Here is a 21,329-nt window from a genome sequence, read left to right on the forward strand (position 1 = left end):
TCCGGAGCCGTGGTATCCCGTCCAAAGGGGACTCGTCGGGGGCGGCGGTACTGGTTCAATGGCCGGCATGCCCGGCGATGACGCTAGCGCTGCCGCAGCTGGTGGCAGCGCGCCCGCGGGCACGGCAGCACTGGGCCGGTCGGGGGCCGTCGACAACCTGCCCATCGAGCTGACGACGTTCGTCGGCCGGCACAACGAACTGGCCGAGACCCGGAGGTTGCTGCGCACAGCCCGCCTGGTGACGCTGACCGGGATCGGTGGGGTGGGCAAGACCAGGCTGGCGCTGCGGGCGGCCGAGAAGGTGCGTGGGGGCTTCCCGGACGGGGTCTGGCTGGTCGAGCTGGGGGAGCTCTCGGACGCGTCGTTGCTGGTCAACGTGGTCGCCGGCACGCTCGGGGTCCTGGCGCCTGCCGACAAGCCCCTCGAGGACGCGCTCGTCGACAGGCTCGCCGACGCCGACTGCCTCCTGGTGCTCGACAACTGCGAGCAGGTCGTCGACGCCGTCGCGGCGTTCTGTGATCGGGTGCTCCGACGGTGCCGGCGCGTGCACATCCTGTGCACCAGCCGTGAGGCGCTGCGGGCCGCGGGTGAGGTGCTCCTGCGCGTCCCGCCGCTGGCGGTGCCCCGCGACGCCGACGACATCACGCCCGCGGGCCTGGTGGAGTCCGACGCCGTCGCGCTGTTCGTCGAACGAGCAGCGGCCGCTGCCCGCGGGTTCGTTCTCACCGACGGCGTGGCAGGCGACGTCGCGGACATCTGCCGGCGACTCGACGGGCTGCCACTGGCCATCGAGCTCGCCGCGGCGCGGCTGCGGACGTTGTCGCCGTCGCAGATCCTCGAACGGCTCGCCGATCGGTTCGCGCTGCTGACCCACAGCGGCCGCGGTGCACCGACGCGTCAGCAGACACTGCGGCTCTGCATGGACTGGAGCTACGAGCTCTGCAGCCCGCCCGAGCAGCGGGTCTGGTCCCGCGTGGCGTTCTTCGCCGGCAGCATGGACATGGAGGCCGCGGCGGCGATCTGCGGGGCGGACGGCCTGCTCGACATCGTGACGTCGCTGATCGAGAAGTCGATCCTCACGAGGGAGGACTCCGACGCCGCGCCGGCGCGGTTCCGGATGCTGGAGACGCTGCGGGAGTACGGGCAGGAGAAGGCGCGCGAGCAGGGGCGCGCGGACGAGGTGGTCGAGCGGCTGACCCACTGGTACAGCGACCTGGCCGGAACCGCCCACGACGAGTGGATCGGGCCCCGCCAACTGGAGTGGATCGCTCGCCTCGAACGGGAGCTGCCGAACTTCCGCGACGTACTCGACCGCTGCGCGCTCCAGGACCCACAGCGTGGGCTGCGGACGGCGGTCGCGCTGTTCCCGTTCTGGAACGCCCGAGGACTCTTCAGCGAGGGGCGGTACTGGCTGGATCGAATGCTCGCGCAGGACGACGGGCAGGTCTCCGTCGAGCTCGCGACCGGCATCTTCGCCGACTGCGTACTCACCGCGTCGCAAGGCGATCTCGAGGCGGTTCTCGCTCTGGTGGCCAGAGCCAGGGCGACCGGGACGGTGAGCGCGGATCCCCTGGTGCACGGGATCGTGGCGCTGACCGACGGGATCGCGGCGCTCTTCTCCGCCGAGGTCGACCGGGCCCGGGCGCAGCTCGAGGTCGCCGTCGCGGTGCTGGGTGGCCCGGGTGCCGAGGAGATCCTCCATCTCTCAGCGCTGACCATGCTGGCCTTCGCCTACGACCTGGGGTCCGACAGCGAGCGGGCAGGGCGATGCTTCGAGCAGGCACTCGCCATCACCGCGGCGCGCGGTGAGTCGGTGTTCCGGTCCTACCTGCTCTGGGGGAAGGGCGTCTCGCTCTGGCGCAGTGGCCGGGGTGAGGACGCCGCGGCCCGGCTGCGGGAGGGCCTGCGCGTGGCCGACGACGTCGGCCATCCGCTGGTCGTCGCGGTCTGTCTGGAGGCGCTCGCCTGGATCGCGGCGGGTGACCGGGACTCCTTCCGCGCAGCCGCGCTGCTCGGCGCGGCGGACGCGCTCAGCCACCGGACCGACAGCGTGCCGACCTTCCTGCCCGCGCTGCTGGTCCACCATCGCGAGGCCGAGCAGGGCATCCGGGAGGCCGTGGGGAAGCACACCTTCGCCCGGGCCTACCGCACGGGTGCCGAGCTCGCCGTCTCGGGTGACATGCGGTCGTTGCTGGAGCCGGCGGCGCCGCCACCCCCTGTCGCGGCATCGCTCACGCCTGCGCTCACCGCGCCCGCCGCCCCGCAGGTGAGCCCGCTGACCCGCCGGGAGTTGGAGGTCGCCGTCCTCATCGGCCGGGGTCTCACGAATCGGGCGATCGCCCACGAGCTGGTCATCTCGCAGCGCACCGTCAGCGGACACGTCGAGCGCATCCTGGCCAAGCTCAACCTGTCGTCTCGGGTGCAGGTAGCGGCCTGGGTGGTCCGTCACCAGGCCGTCTCCTGAGGCGGTCACACGCGCAGGTCGTCCCATACGGCGCGCAACGGTGCGTCGAGGTCGCCGGTGGGGGCTGCCACCGCCCCCGCCTCGCAGAACACCATGCCGTTCGGGGCGTCCGCCGTGAACGGGGCCCAACCCGCGGTCGCCCCGACAGCGGGATCGCCGTCGCGGGCATACGCGAGCCACGCGGACCGCATGGCGTCCGTCGCCGCTCGTGCGGTGTCCGCGTCGACGTCACGGGTCAGCACCGCGTCGCCGCGGCGCATCGCGTCGAACGTGCCGAGCACGAACGGGAGCTCGAGGCAGTGCGCCCCGCCGAACGCCGCCGTGCTGCCGGGCAACGACAGGCCGAACTCGTAGGCGTGAACGGAGAGGCCGCCCGCGGAGAGTGCCGCCGCCCGGTCGAGACACGGGATCCGGAACATCTCATCGCCCGCGTAGCAGGTGAGAAGCTCCTGCACCGAGTCCGTCCGGTAGAGGTCCCGGTAGCGGTCCAGGGCCTTGTCCGCGGCGTCTCCGAAGCTCCACCGCATCCGCTCGACGAGCCGGGCAGGCGGCGCGTCCTCCGGCCTCGGCTCGCGTCCGAAGAAGAACGCGAACTCCCTGCTCGTCCACCCGATCATGATCTCGGTGTGGGGGGAGTGCGTCGGCACGTCGTCCCAGACCGAGGCGAGCAGGTACCGGCCGTCGACGTGGGGTTGGAAGACCGGCAGGTAGCGGCCCCACTCCGCGGTGCGGCCGATCATCTCCGGCACCGCTGCGATCAGCGCGCTCGCCGGCAGCGCCCGCAGCGTGGCGTCGTCACCGACGCCGAGGACGGACCGGTAGAGCTCCCGGATCCGCATCTCGTCGTCGGTGGTCCGCATCGGCGAGCCCAGCGGGGGGCTCTGCAGGATCGCGCGCCGCAGCGGAGGTGCGTCCGGCATCCCGAGCAGGGTCAGGATCGACCACGCCCCGCCGGACTGGCCGACGGCGGTGACGTTCCCCGGGTCGCCGCCGAACGCCGCGACGTTGTCGGTGATCCACTGCAGGGCCAGCGCCTGGTCGGTCAGGCCGCGGTTGCCCGCTGACCGGTCGTCCGGGTGGCAGTCGAGGTAGCCGAAGGGACCGACCCGGTAGTTGATCGCCACGACGACCACATCGCCGTGCTCGGCCAGCGACGCCCCGGAGTAGAGGGGCAGGCTGCCTGCGCCGGTGAGGAATCCGCCGCCGTGGATCCAGACGACGACGGGCCTGCGGCGGTCGTCGGCACCCGGGGTCCAGACGGTGAGGGTGAGGCAGTCCTCGGACATGGCGGCCGGGTCGATCGTGTAACCGAGCAGGGACGGGACGGGTCCGCGTCCCGGCTGGGGGCAGAAGGGGCCGTCGGCAGACGCGTCGCGCACTCCGGACCAGGGGACGGCGGGTTCGGCGGGCAGCCAGCGCCGCTCACCGATGGGCGGGCGGGCGTAGGGGACGCCGCGGAAGACCTGCAATCTGTTCTCGGTCCGGCCACGTACCACCCCCGCGGTCGTCCGGGCGGTCGGTTCGGTGTCGGTCATCGGCAGCTCCCGGGGTGTGGTCGGAACACGGACACCGGTCGCGCGGCCGGCTGCGGGGACACGGGTCCGCACGGGCGCAACGGGGTCGGGACCGCAGGCGGGCACACATCCCAGCCGGGACGAAGGGCGCAAGCGGTGGACCGGACTGTAGCGGCGGGCCAGCGGATCGACAACGCGCCCGGGAAGGCCCTTTTCGTCAAGGGGTAGACCTACCCGTTTCTTACCCGCGGGGATACCTGTTCCGGCTCGGGGTGTCGGATACCCGTGTTCTGGCGAGGCCCTGTCGATATGGTTCGAACAACAGGTATCCGGCGTCACCGTCGGGAAGATCGGCGATCGGCCGGCGCCGGTACCGGCGTCGCGGTCCGCGACCCGGTATCCGCGCACCGCTTCTCTCCAGGAGACATCCATGGCCAAGTTCCTCGTGATTCTGCACGCGCCCGGCGTGACCCCCGAGCAGTTCGGTGAGTCCGCCCCGGAGATCGTCAAGAACGAGCACGCGACCTTCGTGCACGCCTACGCCAACCTCGTCGACGGGACGATCGTGAACATCTACGAGGCAGAGAACGCGGACCAGGTGGAGCTGGAGATGGAGCGGCTCGGCTGGCCGTTCGACGAGATCGCGAAGATCCAGTACGAGACCTCGCTCGCGGAGCTGACCGCGTCCGTCTGACTCGTTCCGTTCCGTTCCCGTCCGGGAGGAGACAACCGCAATGACCGTTCAGATCGACCCGCCCGTCCAGGAAACCCTGGAGTGGTTCGGCGAGGGTGGCCCCACGAAGGAGCCGCGCGCGGCCAACAGCTTCGAGCACATGCTGACCCATCAGGGGATGCAGCAGCAGAAGGAGATGTTCAACTTCTTCGGGCCGGGCGACATGGTGCCGGTCACCGCGTTCTCGTACTCGATTCCCGACATGCCGCGGTTTCACTTCTACCATTACAACGACCAGCAGGAAGTCGTCATCAGCATGGCCTCCGAGGGTGCGCCGCTGAAGACGGGGCATGTCCACATCCAGGACACCACGCACGGTGTGACGATGTTCCTCAACAAGCCCAAGGCTCCGGTGATGCAGGCGTACCAGATGTGCATCATCGCCATCCGGATGCGCGACGCCGCGCCGCAGAACGAGGCCAAGATCTTCCGCTGCTCGGAGTGCAACGAGGTGATCTTCCGCCTCGACGTCGACATGCACGTGGGCCCGCCGCACCCGTACTACCAGGAGCTGCCGAACATCCGGCTGTACGCCGATGCGGTCGATGCGTTCAACGAGACCGACCGGATCTGCTCGGCGTGCGGACACCACAACGAGGAGTTCCCGAACTACATCGCCGGCTGGAGGCGATACACCCAGTACATCGAGCTGGCCAACCGGGCACGCGGCGATATCGAGAAGGCCGGCGCCGAGGCGGGCTTCGGCGGGGAGATCGCGCGATGACCGCCGCACGTGAGTATCCCATGCGCAAGAAGACGATCAACATCTTCAAGGAGGGGAAGAAGACCTGGGGCTCCTACGACGACTTCCCCCTCGCCGCCGTGGGCGTCGACCCGGCGCCGCACCTGAGCCGCAACAGCGTCGCCCAGCCCTTCCACCTGGTCACCGCCCGCGACGAGCTGCTGGTGACGATGGCCGGCACGGGCACGGTCGAGTTCCGCACGCCGAGCGGCGTGAAGACCCTCGACTTCGAGGCCGGCACCGTCACCTACCTGCCCGCCCGGATGCCGTCGCGGGTGCTGCCGGACACCGAGGCGTTGCAGGTGCGCCTCAAGGCGGCCGCCCCCGTCACCGAGGCCGCCGCGTTCTTCTGTACCTCGTGCAACGCGCTGCTGCATTCCGTCGAGTTCGTCGCGGATGTCCCGCAGCAGAAGTACTGGGACGTGGCCGTCGAGTTCAACGGTTCGATCGAGCAGCGGACCTGCACGAGGTGCGGCGCGGTCGCGGATCCCGTCGATCTCTCCGAGGTCGCCTGGAACGACGTCGCCGACGTGCTGAAGGCATGACGCCGGCCGCGGTCGATATCGCGGCCGGATGAGCAGGAGAGGAGGCAGGCGATGCCCTACGTGATCTCGGAGCCCTGCGTCGACAAGATGGACCGCTCGTGTGTCGCGGAGTGTCCGGTCGACTGCATCTACCAGGGCGAGCGGAAGATGTACATCAACCCTGACGAGTGCATCGACTGCGGTCAGTGCGAGACGGTGTGCCCGGTCGACGCCATCACGCTCGACAAGCAGACCCCAGAGCAGTACGCGGCGCACGTCGCCGACAACATCCGCTTCTTCGCCGAGCCCCTCCCCGGCCGCAACGAGCCGATCGGGAGCCCGGGCGGGGCGGAGGACTTCGGTCCGGTGGGCGTGGACACCGAGCTCGTGGCCGCGCTCGAGCCACGCGATCCCGCCGTCTGAGCATGGCCTACCGCACGGTGCTGCCCGTCCTGGTGATCACGGGGTTCCTGGGCAGTGGGAAGACGACGCTGGTCAACAGGGTGCTGCGCGGCGCCGCCGGTGCGCGGCTCGGCGTGGTGGTCAACGATTTCGGCGAGATCGGCATCGACGGTGCGCTGATCGAGGAGAGCACCGACGACGTGGTCGAGCTCGCCGACGGCTGCCTGTGCTGCCGCAACACTGGCGACCTCGAAGCGGCGCTGGCCGCGCTGACGGCGCGGGCGGACCGGCTGGACGGCATCGTCGTGGAGACCAGCGGCCTGGCCGACCCGACCGCGGTCGTCGAGGTCGTCGCGAACAACCGGACGGACACCCCGTTGGCGCTGGTCGGGGTCGTCACGGTGGTCGACTGCCAGGAGTTCGACGCGAACCTGCGGCACGCGACCGTCGCCTACCGGCAGATGGTGGCCGCCGACCTGTTCGTGCTGTCCAAGACCGCGGTGGCGCCCGCCGCGGACGTCGAGTTGATCCCCTCGCGGCTCACGATGATCAACTCGGTCGCGCCGGCGGTCCGCGGCGGTGAGGCGGTGGACGCCGTCGCGTCGCTGCTCGCTCCCCAGGCCGTCCCGGCCCGCCGGCGCGACGTGCCCGAACCCGAGGCCCGGGAGCACATGACGCTGCCCGTCGTGACGCTCTCGGTGCCGGAGCCGCTCGACCGGGCACGGTTCATGAGCTGGATCGACGGGCTCGGCCCGAGCGTCGTGCGGGTGAAGGGCCTGGTGACCTTCGACGGGGGCGGGCCTCCGCTGGTGGTCGACCGGGTCGGGGCGCGCACGACGTTCCGGCTCGCCCCGCCGACGGTGGGGCGGGTGCTCCAGGACAACGACGCGGTCCTCGTGCTGTTCGGCACGGGAGCGGACCGCGCCTCGAAAGCACTCATCGCCTGCACGGCGCGGGTGAGCGGGAAGGACGTGGTGGCGTGAAGATCGATTCAGGGCGGCTGGTTCCGGACACGATCCTGCACGGCGGGAAGATCGTGACCGTGGACGCGCGATCGTCCGTGGCCGAGGCGGTGGCCATTGCGGACGACCGGATCGTCGCGGTGGGCAGCGACCGCGAGGTGCGGGCTCTGGCCGGGCGCGGGACGCGGGAGGTCGACCTGCGGGGCACCTCGGTGATCCCCGGCCTCATCGACAACCACACCCACCCGATGATGGCGGGGTTCGAGGCGGCGGAGGTCGGAGCCAAGGTCGACGTCGCGACGGCCCGGTCGATCCCGGAGATCCTCGCTCGGATCCGCGATGCGGTGCGGGACGCGAAGCCGGGGGAGTGGGTGACGACGTCGTGCCTCTACCGCGGCGGTATCGAGGACGGCCGCTTCCCGAACCGGCACGACCTCGACACCGTGGCCCCGGACAACCCGGTCTACATCGCCGACGGTGGCCGCAACGTCATCGTCAACACATTGGCGCTGGAGATGGCGGGTATCGGGCCCTCCACCCCGGACCCCGACGGCACCGACGAGCTGTCAGAGGGCCACATCGTGCGCGACGAGGAGGGCGTCCCGACCGGGCACCTGATCGTCGGAGCCGGGGATCTGGCGCGGCGGGCGTGGTGGGTGCGGCTCGGCCAGGAGCCGCAGCTGTGGGACCTGCTGCAGTACGACCGGGAGACCTCGAAGCGGGCCGTCGTCGCGCAGATGCGCACGCTCAACGCGGCCGGGATCACCGGGACCCGGGACATGGGCACGTCGGTGTGGGACCTCGACGCCTACGTCGAGGTGGCGCGCGACGGTGACGCGACGGTCCGGATGGACCTCCTGCTCGGGCTGCCGATGCAGCACTGGAGCATCGAGCGGATCACCGAGACCCTGCGTGCCTACTTCGGACCCCGGCAGGGCTTCGGCAACGAGTGGGTGCGCATCGGCGGGCTCAAGCTCGTCGCGCAGAACTACGGCTACTGGACGACGACGCCGCGCAAGCTCGACCACGTCATCCGTGAGGGCAACCGGCTCGGTTGGCGCTTCGCGATCCACGGGACGCCCGGCGACCTCGGCGACGACATCACGGTGATCCTCGACGCGCTGGAGGCCGCCGATGCCGAGAGCCCGCTGGCCGGGAAGCGCTGGAGCTACGAGCACGCCTTCGGTCTCATCAACCCGGTGCACCACGAGCGGCTGCGCAAGCTCGGCGTCATCATCGCGGCGAACCCGATGCTCGCCTACTTCGGGGCGGGGCGGGCCATGGAGATGCACAAGACCATGGAGGCCCTGAAGCTGGTGGCGCACGACAGCGACCTGACGCCGCTGGAGCACACCGTGCGGGAGTGGGGGCAGCCCGTCCGTTCCTGGCTCGACGCGGGCCTGCTCGTCACGGGCGGGACGGACACCCCGGCCATCCCGTACGACCTGCAGCGGCCGCTGCTCGGGCTGTGGACGACGTTCTCCCAGGACACCCTGGCCGGCGAGCTCATGCCCGAGGAGAAGGTCAGCCGCATGGAGGCGTTGCGCATCTGGACCGCCAACAACGCCTACGCGACGTTCGAGGAGCACCTCAAGGGGTCCATCGAGCCGGGCAAGCTCGCCGACCTGGTGATCCTCTCCGGCGATGTCCTCGACGTGCCGGACAGCGAGTTCCTGGACCTGCGCGTGCTCGAGACCATCGTGGGCGGGCGGACGGTCCACGAGCACTCGGCCGCCACGGTCTGATGAACGGCCGGGAGAGCCGTCTGCTCGACGGGCGGCTCAAGATCCGACATCTGGTGCTGGTCCAGACGCTGACCCAGCACCAGAGCATCGTCGCCGCGGCCAACGCGCTGCACGTCACCCAGCCCGTGCTGACCCGGCGGCTGCGCGAGCTCGAGGAGATCCTCGGCGTCACGCTGTTCGAACGCACCTCGCGCGGGGTCACTCCGACCGAGTTCGGTGCGGCGTTCGTCGAGCACTCCTGTGCCGTCCTCGCCCAGATCAGCCAGGCGGCGCGGCACCTCGACGAGATCGCCGACGCGCGTCGTGGCCGGGTGATCGTGGGTTCGCACCTGGTGGGCGCCAACCTGCTCGTTCCGCGGGCCATCGCCGCGTTCAAGGCGCAGAGCCCGCTCGTCACGGTCGTCACCCGCGAAGGGACACCGGAGTCGCTGCTGCTGGAGCTCGAATCCGGTCAGGTCGACCTCATCGTCGGACGGCTCACGTCGCCGCCTCCGGCCGGGATGACACAGCGCCACCTGTACCACGAGCCGATCACGGCCGTGGTCGGCGCGCAGCACGCGCTGGCGGGCCGGGCTGCGGTGCGCTCGGAGGACCTGAGCGAGCACCCGTGGATCCTGCCCGGGCCCGAGACGGTGCTGCGCCGGGAGCTGGAGGAGTACTTCTTAAGCCGCCGGATCAGCGTGCCGCAGAACGTCGTCGAGTCGACGGCGTTCCTGACGGTCCGCCAGCTCCTCATCGACGGCGACTTCGTCGCCTTCCTGCCGACGCTGATCGCCCAGGAGGACGAGCGGCTCACGGTCCTCGACATCGGTCTCGCGGGGATCCGGCAGACCGTCGGCGCGACGATGAGCACGGGACGGCGCCTCAACCCGGCATCACTGGCGTTCATCTTCTGCCTGGTCCGGGCCGCCGGCCCGCTCGAGGCCGCCCGGAGGGTGCACGACACCCGGACAGCCGAGGCCGTGGAGCGGATTTCTCCCTGACCTCGGCCGTCCGGGTCTCCGGTCATGTCGCCGGCGCGGCCGCCCGCCCCGACGAGGGCGAGAGCGTCGGGAGCTCGACACCCAGGAACCGCTCGGCGTTCCCCCGCCGGATCAGCGCACGCTGGTCGTCGTCGAGGAAAGGCGACCGGTCCACCACGGCTCCTACCGGACGTTCTCCCAGCGGGTACGGGTAGTCGCTGCCGACCATCACCGAGCCGACCCCCAGCGTGTCGACCAGCAACCGCAGGGACTCCGGCCGGAAGACGACGCTGTCGACGCTGAACCGGCCCACGTAGGACGACGGCGGTGCCTTCGACGTCGCGATGACGTCAGGTCGCTGGTGCCAGGCGTTGTCCATGCGCCCGAGCCAGTAGGCGAACGAGCCGCCACCGTGGGCGAAGCAGATCCGCAGGTCCTCGCTGACGTCGTCGAACACACCGCCGAGCACCAGCGCCAGCATCGACAGGTGGGTCTCGGCGGGCATGCCGACCAACCACTGGGCCATCCATCGGTCCAGCCGTGGCGACTGCGGCATGTCCCACGGGTGCACGAACACGGGGACGCCGAGCCGCGCGCAGTGCTGGAGGAATGTCCGAATTCCGCCGGCGTCCAGATCCTCGTCGCCGACGTGGTTGCCGATCTCCACACCGACGTGTCCGTCGGCGAGGCTGCGTTCGAGCTCGGCACACGCCGCGTCGATGTCCTGCAGGGGGACCTGGCAGAAGGGCACGAGCCGCGGGGACGCGCTCGTGATCTCGAGCGCGAGCTCGTTGAAGATCCGCGCGATCTTCGTGGCGGCGCCCGGCGCCGCGTCGTAGGAGAAGAACACCGGGGTCGGCGAGAGCACCTGCACGGCCACGCCGTCGTCGTCCATGTCGGCGAGCCGGATACCGGGGTCCCAGGCGTCGGCGCCGACCCGGCGGAACTCGCGGGTGCCCAGCATGATCATCGCGTCGCGCTCGCTGCGGATCTCCAGCCGCGGCGCATCCGGTCCCCCCGGCAGCAGCGGCCAGCCGCGCGGGACGTAGTGGGAGTGGACGTCGACGGTTCCCCGTGGGTCCACCTCAGCCCTTCCCGGGGTGCAGCGCACCGCACTTGCCACAGGTGCGGGCCTTCTCGTCGGCGTAGAAGGCGGTGAAGACCGGCGGGAGGTCGGCCACGATGTCGCGGACCTGGAGCTCGACCTCGTGGACGAGACCTCCGCACTCCGCGCAGTACCACTGGAACTTCTCCAGGGTGCCCTCCTCGCGGACCCGCTCGATCACCAGGCCGATCGACCCTGCCTGCGGGCGCTGCGGCGAGTGCGGGACGTGGCCCGGCAGGAGCCAGGTCTGACCCTCCCGGACGTGCACGGTCCGCGGCCCATCGTCGGTGATCACGTCGATGTGCATGTCGCCCTTGATCTGGTGGAACCACTCCTCGTAGGGGTCCACGTGGAAGTCGGTCCGCTGGTTGGGACCCCCGACCACCTGCACGATGAAGTCCCTGCCGGTGAAGAGCGCCTTGTTGTTGACCGGCGGCTTGAGCGAGGGCTCGTGCTCGGCGATCCACTGTGTGAAGTCCACGGGCGCACCGGTGTCGGTCATGGTGTTCCTCCTGTCGGGGAGAGGGGCGTCGGGTCGAGCCGGCCGGTGTACGCCACAGCCTGGATCTCGATCAGCAGGTGCGGATGCGGCAGCTGGTGGACCGCGACGGTGGTGCGCGCCGGACCGGTCTCGTCGAAGTAGCGGCCGTAGACCTCGTTGTAGCCACCGAAGTCGTTCATGCTGACGAGGTAGGCGGTGATCTGGACGAGATCGTTCAGATCGGCGCCGCCGGCGCGCAGGACGTCGCGGATGTTCTCGATCACCGCCGCTGTCTGCGCGCGGATGTCCAGGTCGACGGTGCCCATCGCGTCGACCCGAGCTCCGACGATCTCGTTGCTGGGCAGCCGGCTGCTCGTTCCGGACACGTACAGGAACGGTCCTGCCCTGCGTGCGTGCGGGAACCGCCCCCGTGGCCGGGCCTTGCCCGCCACGACCAGGTGCGACTCGGTCATGTGCGCTCCCCGCCGTCCCGCGTGCCGGTGATCGTGAGCGCGACCCGCCCGAGCCCGGCGACCCGCGCCTCGACGTGCGCGGTGTCGACCGGGAGCGCCGCGGTGGCGGCTCCGGCGAGCACGATGTCCCCGGCCCGTAGCGGGATGGCGTGCTCGGCGGCGATCCCCAGCAGGGCGGCGCCGATCCGGCGCGGGTCGCCGAGGACGGCGGCGGTCGACCCGAAGGCCACCGGCCGCCCGGCGATCGACAGCGTGACCGCCGCGTTCGCCAGGTGCGTCCACAGTGCGGTGTCGAGCGGCATCCAGTGCCCGACGGCGAACGCGGCGGCCGAGGTGTTGTCGGCCACGACGCGCGGCAGGTCGAAGGCGAACCCGGAGAAGCGGGAGTCGATCAGCTCGACGGCGGGGGCGACCGCGTCGAGGGCGCTCACCAGATCGGCTCGCGGGTCGGCCGGGTCGACGTCGCGGGACAGCCGGAAGGCGATCTCCGGCTCGACGCGCGGGTGGATCAGCAGCGACCGGTCGATCCGGCCGCCTTCGCGCACCCGCATGCGGGCGGTGAGCGCGCCGACGATGACGTCGTCCACGCCCATCTGCCGCATCTTGGCCGTACTGGTGAACCCGAGCTTGACGCCGACGCGCGGGTCGCCGAGCGACTCGCGGTTCCCGACGAGGACTCGCTGCACGGCATACGCCTCGGCCAGGTCGAGGTCGGGCAGCTCGGCCTGGGGGGACAGCGGTGTCCGCGTGCGTGCCGCGTCCTCCAGGAGTCGGGCCACGTGCTGCACGCCCGGGACCGTCATCGCGTCGCCTCCCTGTGGCTCGGCTCGTCGTCGACCAGCAGCAGCTCGACGTGCCCCAGCCCGGACAGCTCCGCGCGATAGCGCCCGGGACGGGTGAGATCGGCCATCGGGCCGAGGGCACCGGAGAGCACGACCTCGCCCGCGCGCAGCGGACGGCCCCGGCGCGCGGACTCGCGCGCGAGCCACGTGACGGCCCGGGCGGGGGAGCCGAGGCACGCCGCCCCGACGCCGCTGGAGACGAGTTCGCCGTCGTGTTCGAGCGCGAGGGCCACCTCGGTGAGGTCCAGCCCGCGTGGCGACACCGGAGTCGTGCCGAGGACCACGGCCCCGGATGACGCATCGTCGGCGATCGTGTCGGTGATGGCGATGTCCCAGCCGGCGATGCGGGAGTCGACGACCTCGATCGCCGGCAGCAGGAAGTCGGTCGCGCGCAGGACGTCGACGACGGTCGAGCGGGGGTCGTCGAGGTCGGCTCCCAGTACGAACGCCACCTCGCCCTCCACCCGGGGCTGCAGGAACTCGCTGCGGTGCACGTGCTCCCCGTCGGCCCGCACCATCGTGTCGAGGATCGGCCCGAAGTCCGGCTGGTCCACCCCGAGCTGGGCCTGGACGGCAGGTGAGGTCAGGCCGATCTTGCGGCCGACGAGGCGCCGACCTGTCGCCGTCCGGCGCTCCAGCACGAGTTCCTGCACCGCGTACGCCGCATCGACGTTGGCGGCGCCGAGCACGTCGCGCACAGGGGTACACGGGGTCGCGCTCACCCGCGCGTCCCACAGCCGTTCGGCGGCGACCAGGACGGCTTTGCGGCGGTCGGGGGTGTCGTCGTCGGTCACGGTGCCGTTGTCGGTCACAGCGTCGTTGGCAGTCACAGGGCCACGCACACGTTCGTCGTCTCCGTGTAGAAGTCGAGGGAATGCCGGCCGCCCTCGCGGCCGATCCCGGACAGGCCGGTCCCCCCGAACGGGGACCGCAGCTCGCGCAGGAACCAGGTGTTGACCCACGCGATCCCTACGTCCATCCGCTGTGCCACGCGGTGGCCGCGGCGCAGGTCACTGGTCCACACGGCCGCGGCCAGGCCGTACTCGGTGTCGTTGGCCAGGTGGACGGCCTCGTCCTCGTCGTCGAACGGGATCAGCCCGGCCACCGGACCGAAGACCTCGTCGCGCATGACGCGGTCGGCGTTGGTGAGTCCGGTCCAGAGCGTGGGCCGCAGCCACCAGCCGCCGCTCAGTGCGTCCGGCATGTCCGGGACGTCCCCGCCGGTGCGCACCTGCGCCCCCGACTCCTCCGCCAGCCGCAGATAGCGCAGGACTTTCGCGCGGTGGGCGGCGGAGATCAGCGGCCCGGTCGTCGTGCGCTCGTCGTCGGGAGCGCCCAGGTGCAGCGCTTCCGCGCGTTTGACGAGCCCGGCGCACACGTCCTCGAAGACGCCGCGTTCGACGTAGACGCGCTCCGTGCAGAGACAGACCTGGCCGGTGTTGGCGAACACCGACCGCGCGAGGCCGTCGAGCGTTGCGTCGAGGTCGGCGTCGGCGAACACCACGGCGGCGTTCTTGCCGCCGAGCTCGAAGGACACGGGCCGCACCCGCGGCGCCACTGCTCGCATGATCGCGGCCCCGGTGGCCGAGGACCCGGTGAAGGTCACCCCGTCGACGGCGGGGTGACCGGTGAGGAACTCACCGGCCGAGCCGGCTCCGCGGCCGTGGACGACGTTGTAGACCCCGGCGGGGAAGCCCGCCTCCTCGACGAGCTCCGCGAGCAGCGTCGCGGATGCCGGGGTCTCGTCGGACGGCTTCACCACCACCGTGTTCCCGCACGCCAGGGCCGGCGCCAGCTTCCAGGTGAGCAGGAGCAGCGGGAGGTTCCACGGGACGATCACGGCGACCACTCCGAGCGGCTTGCGCAGCGCGTAGTTCAGCGCCTGGCCTCCGGGGTGTTCGAGCAGGTAGGACTCCATACCCTCGGCCGCTGCCGTATCGGCGAACGAGCGGAGGTTGGCCGCGGCGCGGGCGACGTCGAGGCTGCGGGCAGTGGCCGCCGGCTTGCCCGTGTCGATGACCTCCGCGCGCACCAGGTCCTCGGCCCTCGCGTCGACGAGGTCGGCCAACCGGCGCAGGAGGCGGCAGCGATCGGCCACCGTGGTACGTCCCCAGGGCCCCTCGTGCGCTGCACGGGCCGCCAGGACGGCCTGGTCGACGAGCGGGGCGTCTGCCTCATGCACCTCGGCGACAGTGGTGCCGGTGGTCGGGTCGACGTCGGGGAAGGTGCTCGCGCCGTCGACGAACCGTCCGCCGACGTAGTTCCTGATCTGGAGCATCATCGCCTCTCGCCGGCTGTCGGGGGACTCGTCGGAGGCCCTTCCCACGCGGCGGACGAGGTGCGGAGGGACCGACGCCGTTCATCGTCGGGTCGACACGCGATGCAGGTCCAATGCGCATTCCGGGCGCGGGTATGCCTGTTCAGGTAAGTCCGAGGCAGGCCTGCCACCGGATGGCGTGGGACGGGCCCAGCCCGGCGGACCGCCCCGCGAGCCACGCGGTGGTGCTGCGACATACAACTCGAAATGTGACGGTCGTCTAATATATCGTCATGGGTATCCGGCATGAGAACGGCGACGCTCGCGCCCTGCAACGTGAGCCGGCGGCTGGCATGAGCGAGCGGCTGCAACCGCAGCATCTGCTGCTCACGCTGCTCGGCGACTACTGGTACGGGCACCGCGAGCACCTCCCTTCGGCAGCGCTCGTGCAGCTGCTGGCCGAGTTCGGCGTGACCGACGCGAGTGCGCGGGCGGCGCTCAGCCGGTTGCAGCGGCGCGGCCTGCTCGAGTCCTCCCGCACCGGACGGCACACGCACTACAGGCTCAGCGAGCACGCCGCGCAGGTGCTCGTGGAAGGACGGCAGCGCATCCTGCGGTTCGGCGTCGACGTCCGACCGTGGGACGGGAGCTGGACCCTCGTCTGCTTCTCGGTGCCCGAGCGCGAGCGTCAGCTGCGTCATCTGCTGCGCGCGAGGCTGTCGTGGCTGGGCTTCGCGCCGCTCTACGACGGTGTGTGGGTCTCGCCGCATCGCCCGATCGAGGCGGTTCGGCGGGAGCTGGCTGAGCTCGGCATCGACCGTGCGAGCGTCTTCGTCGGCGGTGCGCCCGATCAGGGCGAGGAGCTGCTCGCGGCGTGGGACCTCGATGGTCTGTGTGCGGAGTACAACGCGTTCGTCGCGGAGTTTCGTGAGCTCGCGGAGCGGATGCGCGCGGGCGGCGTCGGCACGGCCGAGGCGCTCGTCGTACGCACGCGGGTGATGGATGCGTGGCGCGGGTTCCCGAGGCTCGACCCGGAGCTGCCGGCGGAGCTGTTGCCGTCGGAGTGGCCGCGGGCCGCGGCGCGCAGTCTGTTCGCGGAGCTGTACGACAGCCTCGCGCCGATCGCCGTCGTGCGGGTCCAGCAGATCCTAGACGGCTACGCGCCGGAACTTGCTGCGGCGGTCCGGTCCCACACCACTGCCGTGATCGACGACAGATCGGACGCACTCGCGACACGGCCGTCGGCTTCCCGTCGTGCAATCCATGACTTCGAACTTGACGACCGTCATGGATAGTGCAACCTTGGTTCTCGTGACGACTGGTCCGACGCCCTCGTCACGACGGCAGGAGGACGACGTGGAACTCCGGCGATCCACAACCGGATGCGAGCCCGGCCGCGCACAGCCCATACGGGAGCGCGGATGAACGCGGCAGTGCAGACTGCCGACGCCCTCGTGCGCGCCGCGGCCGAGCGCACGCCGGACAGCGTCGCGCTCGTCGATCCCACGCACGGGCGCTCGCTGACCTATCGCTCGCTCTGCGAGCGCGTGGACCGCACCGCCACGGGGCTACACGAGATCGGCCTGATGCCCGGCGACCGCGTCGCCACCGTGGCGGGCAACACCCTCGACCACGTCGTGGCGATCCTCGCGCTCCAGCGCCTCGGCGCGGTCGCGGCGCTGATGAACCACCGCATGGACTCACAGACGGTCGCGGAGCTGCTCGTCAGCGGTCGCATCTCGCACGCGATCGTGCGCCCGGACGAGGCGCTGGTCGCATCCGCCGCGGAGGCGATCGGGGCCGAGGACCACGTCCTGACGCTCGGCGACGGCGTCGACGGGCTGCGCTCGCTCGACGACGTCGCGTCGGACGGGCACGACGACCTGCCATTGCACGACCCCCAGCCCGAGGACCCGTCGTTCGTCTTCTACAGCTCGGGGACGACGGGCCTGCCGAAGGGGATCGTGGTGCCGCACCGGGCGACCCTCCCGCGGGTCGTCTGGCTCGCCGCCCAGGGCGGCCTCAGCTTCGGACCGCACAACCGCAGCCTCGGGGCGCTGCCGATCAACCACGTGATGGGCTTCTACGGTGCGCTGCTCGCGACGTTGAGCCTGAACGGGACCTATGTCGTGCTCGAGCGCTGGTCGGGATCCGCGGCACTGGAGCTCGTCGAGCGCGAGCGGATCAGCTCGCTGCTCGCGTCGCCGACGCAGCTCTACGACCTGCTCGCCGCAGCGGAGCGATCCGAGGCGAGCGTGCGCTCGCTGGAGATCGTCGCGCACACCGGCGGGCCGATCTCGGTCGCGCTGCTCGACCGCGTGGTCGCCGCGCTGCCGGCGTCGGTCTGGCAGCTCTACGGGACGACCGAGCTGATGAACTCGCTCTACGCCGGCCCGCAGACGTCACGTCCCCAGGTGATGCGGCCCGGGCTCTTCTCGCGCGTGCGCGTGGCCCGCCTGGGCGGCGGCCCGGACGACCTCGCGGCGCCCGGTGAGGAGGGTGAGCTGCTCGTCGGCACCGACTCGCCTGCCGCCTTCTCCGGCTACCTGGACCAGCCGCAGCTCACGCGCGAGAAGTGCCCAGGCGGCTGGTACCGGACCGGTGACGCCGCCGTCGCCACCGAGGACGGCTGGTACGAGCTCAAGGGGCGCTGCGACGACATGATCGTGTGCGGCGCCGAGAACGTGCACGCGCAAGAGGTGGAGTCCTTCCTCGAAGGTCATCCGTCGGTCGGCGGCGCAGCCGTCGTCGGCGCGCCTGACGAGCGCTGGGGTGAGCTCCCGGTCGCGTACGTGGAGGGGCACGGCGCGGCGACGCCGTTGCCGGACGCGCTCGACGCCTTCTGCCGCGATGGCTCGCTCGCCAACTACAAGCGCCCGCGCCACTACTTCGTGTGGGACCGGCTCCCGCGCAATGCGATGAACAAGGTGCTTCGCCGCACCCTGCGCGAGCGGGTCGCACGAGACCTGGAGCAGGAGGGCGGGCTGCGGGGTATCCCGTCCGCCGGACAGCCCGGACACCTGAACCCCTGAATCCCGACCGAGAGGAAACGTCGTGAGCCACATCGAGTACGAGGTTGTGAACCGCACCGGCTGGCTGCGGATCAATCGCCCCGAGGCACGCAATGCAATGACCGTCGACATGCTGATGGAGACGCAGGACCGCCTCTACGAGGCCGAGCTCGATCCCGCGGTCGCGTGCATTCTGATCAGCGGAGTCGGCGGAAACCTGACGGCGGGCTTCGACATGAAGGAGGTCCCGTCGAACGGCGACAAGATCGCCGTCCAGCGCCATTTCCGTCGCGCGAGCCTCTATTGGCACTCGATCATGCACACGATCGTACGAATGAAGAAGCCGCTGATCGTCGGCGCGCAGGGCACCAACGTCGGCGGCGGCCTCGGGCTGATCGCGGCCTGCGATCTCGCCGTCATCGGCGAGGACACGCGGGTCATCCCCTCGTGGGTCTCGATCGGACTCGGGCCCGACGCCAGCAGCACCTACCACCTGCCGCGCATGGTCGGGCTGCGCCGCGCGATCGACTGGATCATGACCAACCACGCCGCGACGGCGCAGGAGATGCTCGAGTGGGGCTATGTCACGCGGGTCGTCCCGACCGAGGACGTGATGGACGAGTGCTGGGCGCTCGCCGAGTCGCTGAACCGCGTGCCGACCGAGATCCTCGGCGAGGTCAAGTTCCTCATGCACCACGGCACGATCTCGCCCATCGAGAACCAGACCGAGTGGGAGCGCGAGGCGGTGCTCGTCGGCGCGCGCACGGACTTCTTCCACGACCGCCTGGTCGACTTCCTCGGCGGCAAGACGCCGGCCACATCGGACGTCACTGCGGGGCCGGCGAGTGAGCACTCCGCGCCCTGAGCGCACGCCCGTCGGATCGTGCTGTGCGGTCGTCACGGGCGGCGCGCGCGGCATCGGACGCGCCGCGGCGCTCGCGCTGGCAGCCGACGGCTTCCACGTCGCGGTCGTCGACCCCGGCGTGGCGCTCGACGGGCGCCGCCCGGACCCCGCACCGGCGCAGAAGGTCGCGGACGAGATCCGGTCCGCAGGCGGAGCCGCGGAGGCGTTCGGGGTCGACTGCCGCACGCCCGCGGCCGCGCGCGAACTGGTCGAGCGCGTCGCCGACTGGACGTCAGCGAGCGCGCTCGTGCTCGTGCACGCCGCCGGCACCCTGCGCGACGGACTGCTGCACACGGCAGGCGACGACGACTGGGACGAGGTCCTCGGCGCGCACCTGCACGTGGGCGTGCAGCTGACGCGCGCGCTCGTGCCGGCGATGCGCGAGGCCCGATGGGGGCGGATCGTCTACGTCGGCGGGGCGGCCGGACTCGTCGGCAGCGTCGGGCAGGGCGCCTACGACGTCGCCAAGGCGGGCCTCTTCGGCCTCATGCGCGGCGCGGCGCTCGAGCTCGACCGCCGCGGGATCACGGTCAACTACCTCGTCCCGTTCGCCTACACGCGCATGACGGCGTCGATCCCGCCCGCGACCCCGGCGCTCGAGCGCTTCAAGCAGCACGCGCGAAGCTCGAGACCGTGCGACGTCGCGCCGCTCGTCGCGTGGCTCTGTTCGGAGCGCTCGGCCGGCGTGACCGGGCAGGTCCTCGGCGTCCGCGGCGCCGAGCTCGGTCTCTGGTCCCAGCCGCGGCCCGTGCAGCACGCCGTCCGCTCCGAGGGCTTCACGCCGGAGCTCGTCGACGTGGCCGTGCGCGGCGCGCTGAGCGTGCAGCTGACGCCGCTCGAGAGCGAGTTCGACCTCTTCGCGGAGCCCGCGCCGCCCGTCTCGCGCGCGGACTCCACCGATTGCGACCACGACCGGAGTGACAGCAGATGACCGCACACGAGACCACTCCCGATCCGCTGCACGAGCGCGAGGTGCTCGTCGTCGGTGCCGGTCCCGTCGGCCTGAGCGCCGCGCTCGCGTTGCACACACGCGGGCTGCGCCCGGTCGTGCTCGAGGCCGGCGAGGAGGGGCGCCCGCGGCCCGGCAGCCGCGCGCTGTTCGTGCACAAGGAGTCGCTGAAGACGCTGGAAGCCGTCTCGCCCGGCCTCGGCCACCGGATCGTCGCCGACGGCATGATGTGGTCGACCAAGCGCACCTTCTGGCACGGTCGTGAGGTCTACGCCCGCACGTATCCGCCCGCGCACGGGGGCGGGCTCCCTGCGGCGACCAGCCTGCCGCAGGTCAGCACCGAGCGGCACCTGCTCGCCGCCTGCCTCGACGCAGGCGTGGAGATCGCCTGGGGCGAGCAGGTCGAGCGTGTCGTGACCGACGAGCGAGGGGCGACCGTCACCACCACGGCCGGACGCAGCCGGCGCGCCGCATACGTCGTCGGCGCCGACGGCGCCCGCTCCGCAGTGCGCTCGGCGGTCGGCATCGAGATGTCCGGGACCCGCTCGGCGAACTCGTTCGTCGTGGTCGACGTCGAGGACGACCCGGCGGCGCCGCTGCCTGCCGAGCGCGTCTTCCACTACGCGCACCCCGCGGTCGACGGGCGCAACGTCCTGCTCGTGCCCTTCGCGGGCGGCTGGCGCGTCGACCTGCAGTGCCGCGTCGACGACGATCCCGACGTCTTCGGCGGCGAGGAGGGCGTGCGCGACTGGCTGCGCGCCGTGATGCCCGCTGCGTACGTCGAGCGCGTCACGTGGGTCTCGACCTACCAGTTCCTCCAGGTGATCGCCGACACCTTCACCGACCGTCACGACCGCGTCCTGCTCATCGGCGAGGCGGCGCACCTGTTCGCGCCCTTCGGCGCGCGCGGGATGAACTCCGGGATCGCCGACGCCGCATCGGCCGCCGGTGCGATCGCCGACGCGCTGCAGGCCGACGGCCGCGCGGCGATCGCACGTTTCGCGGCCGAGCGGCGCACCGCGGCGGAGTACAACCGCGCCGCGGCCGGCACCGCGCTGGCCCACATGGAGCCGAGGGATCCGCGGATGCGGCTCAAGCTGCACGCCGCCGCACTGCTGGCGCCGCGCTGGCAGCGCGCCGGCGCCTGGCTCGACGCGGCGCCGTACGGGCCGCGCTCGGGCCCGCCCGTCGCGACCGCCACGAAGTACTAGCAAGGGGAGGCAGAGCGACGCCATGACGACGCAGACGTTCGATGCGGG

20 protein-coding genes are annotated in these 21,329 nt (G+C 71.4%); 13 read left to right on the forward strand and 7 right to left on the reverse strand.

Features of this window, described 5'->3' with window-relative positions:
- Window positions 1-67 precede the first annotated feature (67 nt).
- On the forward strand, window positions 68-2,464 hold the full coding sequence (locus ABD743_RS09430) for a LuxR C-terminal-related transcriptional regulator (protein WP_344720812.1): 2,397 nt from the start codon (window positions 68-70) through the stop codon (window positions 2,462-2,464).
- Window positions 2,465-2,469: 5 nt separating this feature from the next.
- Here ABD743_RS09430 and ABD743_RS09435 read toward each other — a convergent pair whose 3' ends face one another.
- Complete coding sequence (locus ABD743_RS09435; protein ID WP_344720814.1) at window positions 2,470-3,999, reverse strand: carboxylesterase/lipase family protein; 1,530 nt, start codon at window positions 3,997-3,999, stop codon at window positions 2,470-2,472.
- 409 nt (window positions 4,000-4,408) lie between these two features.
- On the opposite strand from ABD743_RS09435, the gene ABD743_RS09440 reads away from it, so the two are divergent.
- Genes ABD743_RS09440 through ABD743_RS09470 form a run of 7 tightly spaced genes read left to right on the forward strand, consistent with a single transcriptional unit; the run spans window position 4,409 to window position 10,069 of the window.
- The gene (locus ABD743_RS09440; RefSeq protein ID WP_344720816.1) at window positions 4,409-4,672 is read left to right on the forward strand and encodes a hypothetical protein; all 264 of its coding nucleotides are present in this window, start codon (window positions 4,409-4,411) and stop codon (window positions 4,670-4,672) included.
- 40 nt (window positions 4,673-4,712) lie between these two features.
- Window positions 4,713-5,435 carry a hypothetical protein gene (locus tag ABD743_RS09445; RefSeq protein WP_344720818.1) on the forward strand — a complete coding sequence of 241 codons (723 nt, stop codon included), beginning with the start codon at window positions 4,713-4,715 and terminating at the stop codon, window positions 5,433-5,435.
- The gene (locus tag ABD743_RS09450; RefSeq protein ID WP_344720819.1) at window positions 5,432-5,998 is read left to right on the forward strand and encodes a cupin domain-containing protein; all 567 of its coding nucleotides are present in this window, start codon (window positions 5,432-5,434) and stop codon (window positions 5,996-5,998) included. The genes ABD743_RS09445 and ABD743_RS09450 overlap by 4 nt, the downstream gene beginning before the upstream one ends.
- A 51-nt stretch (window positions 5,999-6,049) precedes the next feature.
- Complete coding sequence (gene fdxA / locus ABD743_RS09455; RefSeq protein WP_344720821.1) at window positions 6,050-6,400, forward strand: ferredoxin; 351 nt, start codon at window positions 6,050-6,052, stop codon at window positions 6,398-6,400.
- A 2-nt stretch (window positions 6,401-6,402) separates the two neighbouring features.
- The gene (locus ABD743_RS09460; protein ID WP_344720823.1) at window positions 6,403-7,362 is read left to right on the forward strand and encodes a CobW family GTP-binding protein; all 960 of its coding nucleotides are present in this window, start codon (window positions 6,403-6,405) and stop codon (window positions 7,360-7,362) included.
- Complete coding sequence (locus ABD743_RS09465) at window positions 7,359-9,086, forward strand: amidohydrolase (RefSeq protein WP_344720825.1); 1,728 nt, start codon at window positions 7,359-7,361, stop codon at window positions 9,084-9,086. The genes ABD743_RS09460 and ABD743_RS09465 overlap by 4 nt, the downstream gene beginning before the upstream one ends.
- Window positions 9,086-10,069: a LysR substrate-binding domain-containing protein gene (locus ABD743_RS09470; protein ID WP_344720827.1), complete on the forward strand. Its 984-nt coding sequence runs from the start codon at window positions 9,086-9,088 to the stop codon at window positions 10,067-10,069. Before ABD743_RS09465 ends, ABD743_RS09470 begins: the two co-directional genes overlap by 1 nt.
- Window positions 10,070-10,091: 22 nt before the next feature.
- On the opposite strand, the gene ABD743_RS09475 is transcribed toward ABD743_RS09470, so the two are convergent.
- From ABD743_RS09475 to ABD743_RS09500, 6 genes are read right to left on the reverse strand one after another with little or no spacing between them, the layout of a single operon-like run.
- The gene (locus ABD743_RS09475) at window positions 10,092-11,132 is read right to left on the reverse strand and encodes an amidohydrolase family protein (RefSeq protein WP_344720829.1); all 1,041 of its coding nucleotides are present in this window, start codon (window positions 11,130-11,132) and stop codon (window positions 10,092-10,094) included.
- A gap of 1 nt (window position 11,133) precedes the next feature.
- Window positions 11,134-11,655 carry a 3-hydroxyanthranilate 3,4-dioxygenase gene (locus tag ABD743_RS09480; RefSeq protein ID WP_344720831.1) on the reverse strand — a complete coding sequence of 174 codons (522 nt, stop codon included), beginning with the start codon at window positions 11,653-11,655 and terminating at the stop codon, window positions 11,134-11,136.
- On the reverse strand, window positions 11,652-12,107 hold the full coding sequence (locus tag ABD743_RS09485) for a RidA family protein (protein ID WP_344720834.1): 456 nt from the start codon (window positions 12,105-12,107) through the stop codon (window positions 11,652-11,654). Before ABD743_RS09485 ends, ABD743_RS09480 begins: the two co-directional genes overlap by 4 nt.
- Window positions 12,104-12,910, reverse strand: a complete 807-nt coding sequence (locus ABD743_RS09490) for a 2-keto-4-pentenoate hydratase (RefSeq protein WP_344720837.1) — start codon at window positions 12,908-12,910, stop codon at window positions 12,104-12,106. The genes ABD743_RS09485 and ABD743_RS09490 overlap by 4 nt, the downstream gene beginning before the upstream one ends.
- Window positions 12,907-13,779: a 2-keto-4-pentenoate hydratase gene (locus ABD743_RS09495; RefSeq protein ID WP_344720838.1), complete on the reverse strand. Its 873-nt coding sequence runs from the start codon at window positions 13,777-13,779 to the stop codon at window positions 12,907-12,909. The genes ABD743_RS09490 and ABD743_RS09495 overlap by 4 nt, the downstream gene beginning before the upstream one ends.
- Window positions 13,776-15,275, reverse strand: a complete 1,500-nt coding sequence (locus tag ABD743_RS09500) for a 2-hydroxymuconic semialdehyde dehydrogenase (protein WP_344720840.1) — start codon at window positions 15,273-15,275, stop codon at window positions 13,776-13,778. The genes ABD743_RS09495 and ABD743_RS09500 overlap by 4 nt, the downstream gene beginning before the upstream one ends.
- A 224-nt stretch (window positions 15,276-15,499) precedes the next feature.
- Here ABD743_RS09500 and ABD743_RS09505 point away from each other — a divergent pair, with 224 nt between their 5' ends.
- The 5 genes from ABD743_RS09505 (at window position 15,500) to ABD743_RS09525 (ending at window position 21,281) form a co-directional block, all read left to right on the forward strand.
- Entirely contained in the window at window positions 15,500-16,501 is a 1,002-nt protein-coding gene (locus ABD743_RS09505) for a PaaX family transcriptional regulator (RefSeq protein ID WP_344720842.1), read from the forward strand.
- A 126-nt stretch (window positions 16,502-16,627) separates the two neighbouring features.
- Window positions 16,628-18,238, forward strand: a complete 1,611-nt coding sequence (locus ABD743_RS09510; RefSeq protein ID WP_344720844.1) for an AMP-binding protein — start codon at window positions 16,628-16,630, stop codon at window positions 18,236-18,238.
- 22 nt (window positions 18,239-18,260) lie between these two features.
- On the forward strand, window positions 18,261-19,082 hold the full coding sequence (locus ABD743_RS09515; RefSeq protein ID WP_344720846.1) for an enoyl-CoA hydratase/isomerase family protein: 822 nt from the start codon (window positions 18,261-18,263) through the stop codon (window positions 19,080-19,082).
- A complete protein-coding gene (locus ABD743_RS09520; RefSeq protein WP_344720848.1) occupies window positions 19,063-20,052 on the forward strand; it encodes an SDR family NAD(P)-dependent oxidoreductase in 990 nt (329 codons plus the stop codon). The genes ABD743_RS09515 and ABD743_RS09520 overlap by 20 nt, the downstream gene beginning before the upstream one ends.
- Entirely contained in the window at window positions 20,049-21,281 is a 1,233-nt protein-coding gene (locus tag ABD743_RS09525; protein ID WP_344720850.1) for an FAD-dependent monooxygenase, read from the forward strand. The genes ABD743_RS09520 and ABD743_RS09525 overlap by 4 nt, the downstream gene beginning before the upstream one ends.
- Window positions 21,282-21,329: the final 48 nt, after the last annotated feature.

Source organism: Pseudonocardia yunnanensis (assembly GCF_039534065.1).
GTDB lineage: Bacteria > Actinomycetota > Actinomycetes > Mycobacteriales > Pseudonocardiaceae > Pseudonocardia > Pseudonocardia yunnanensis.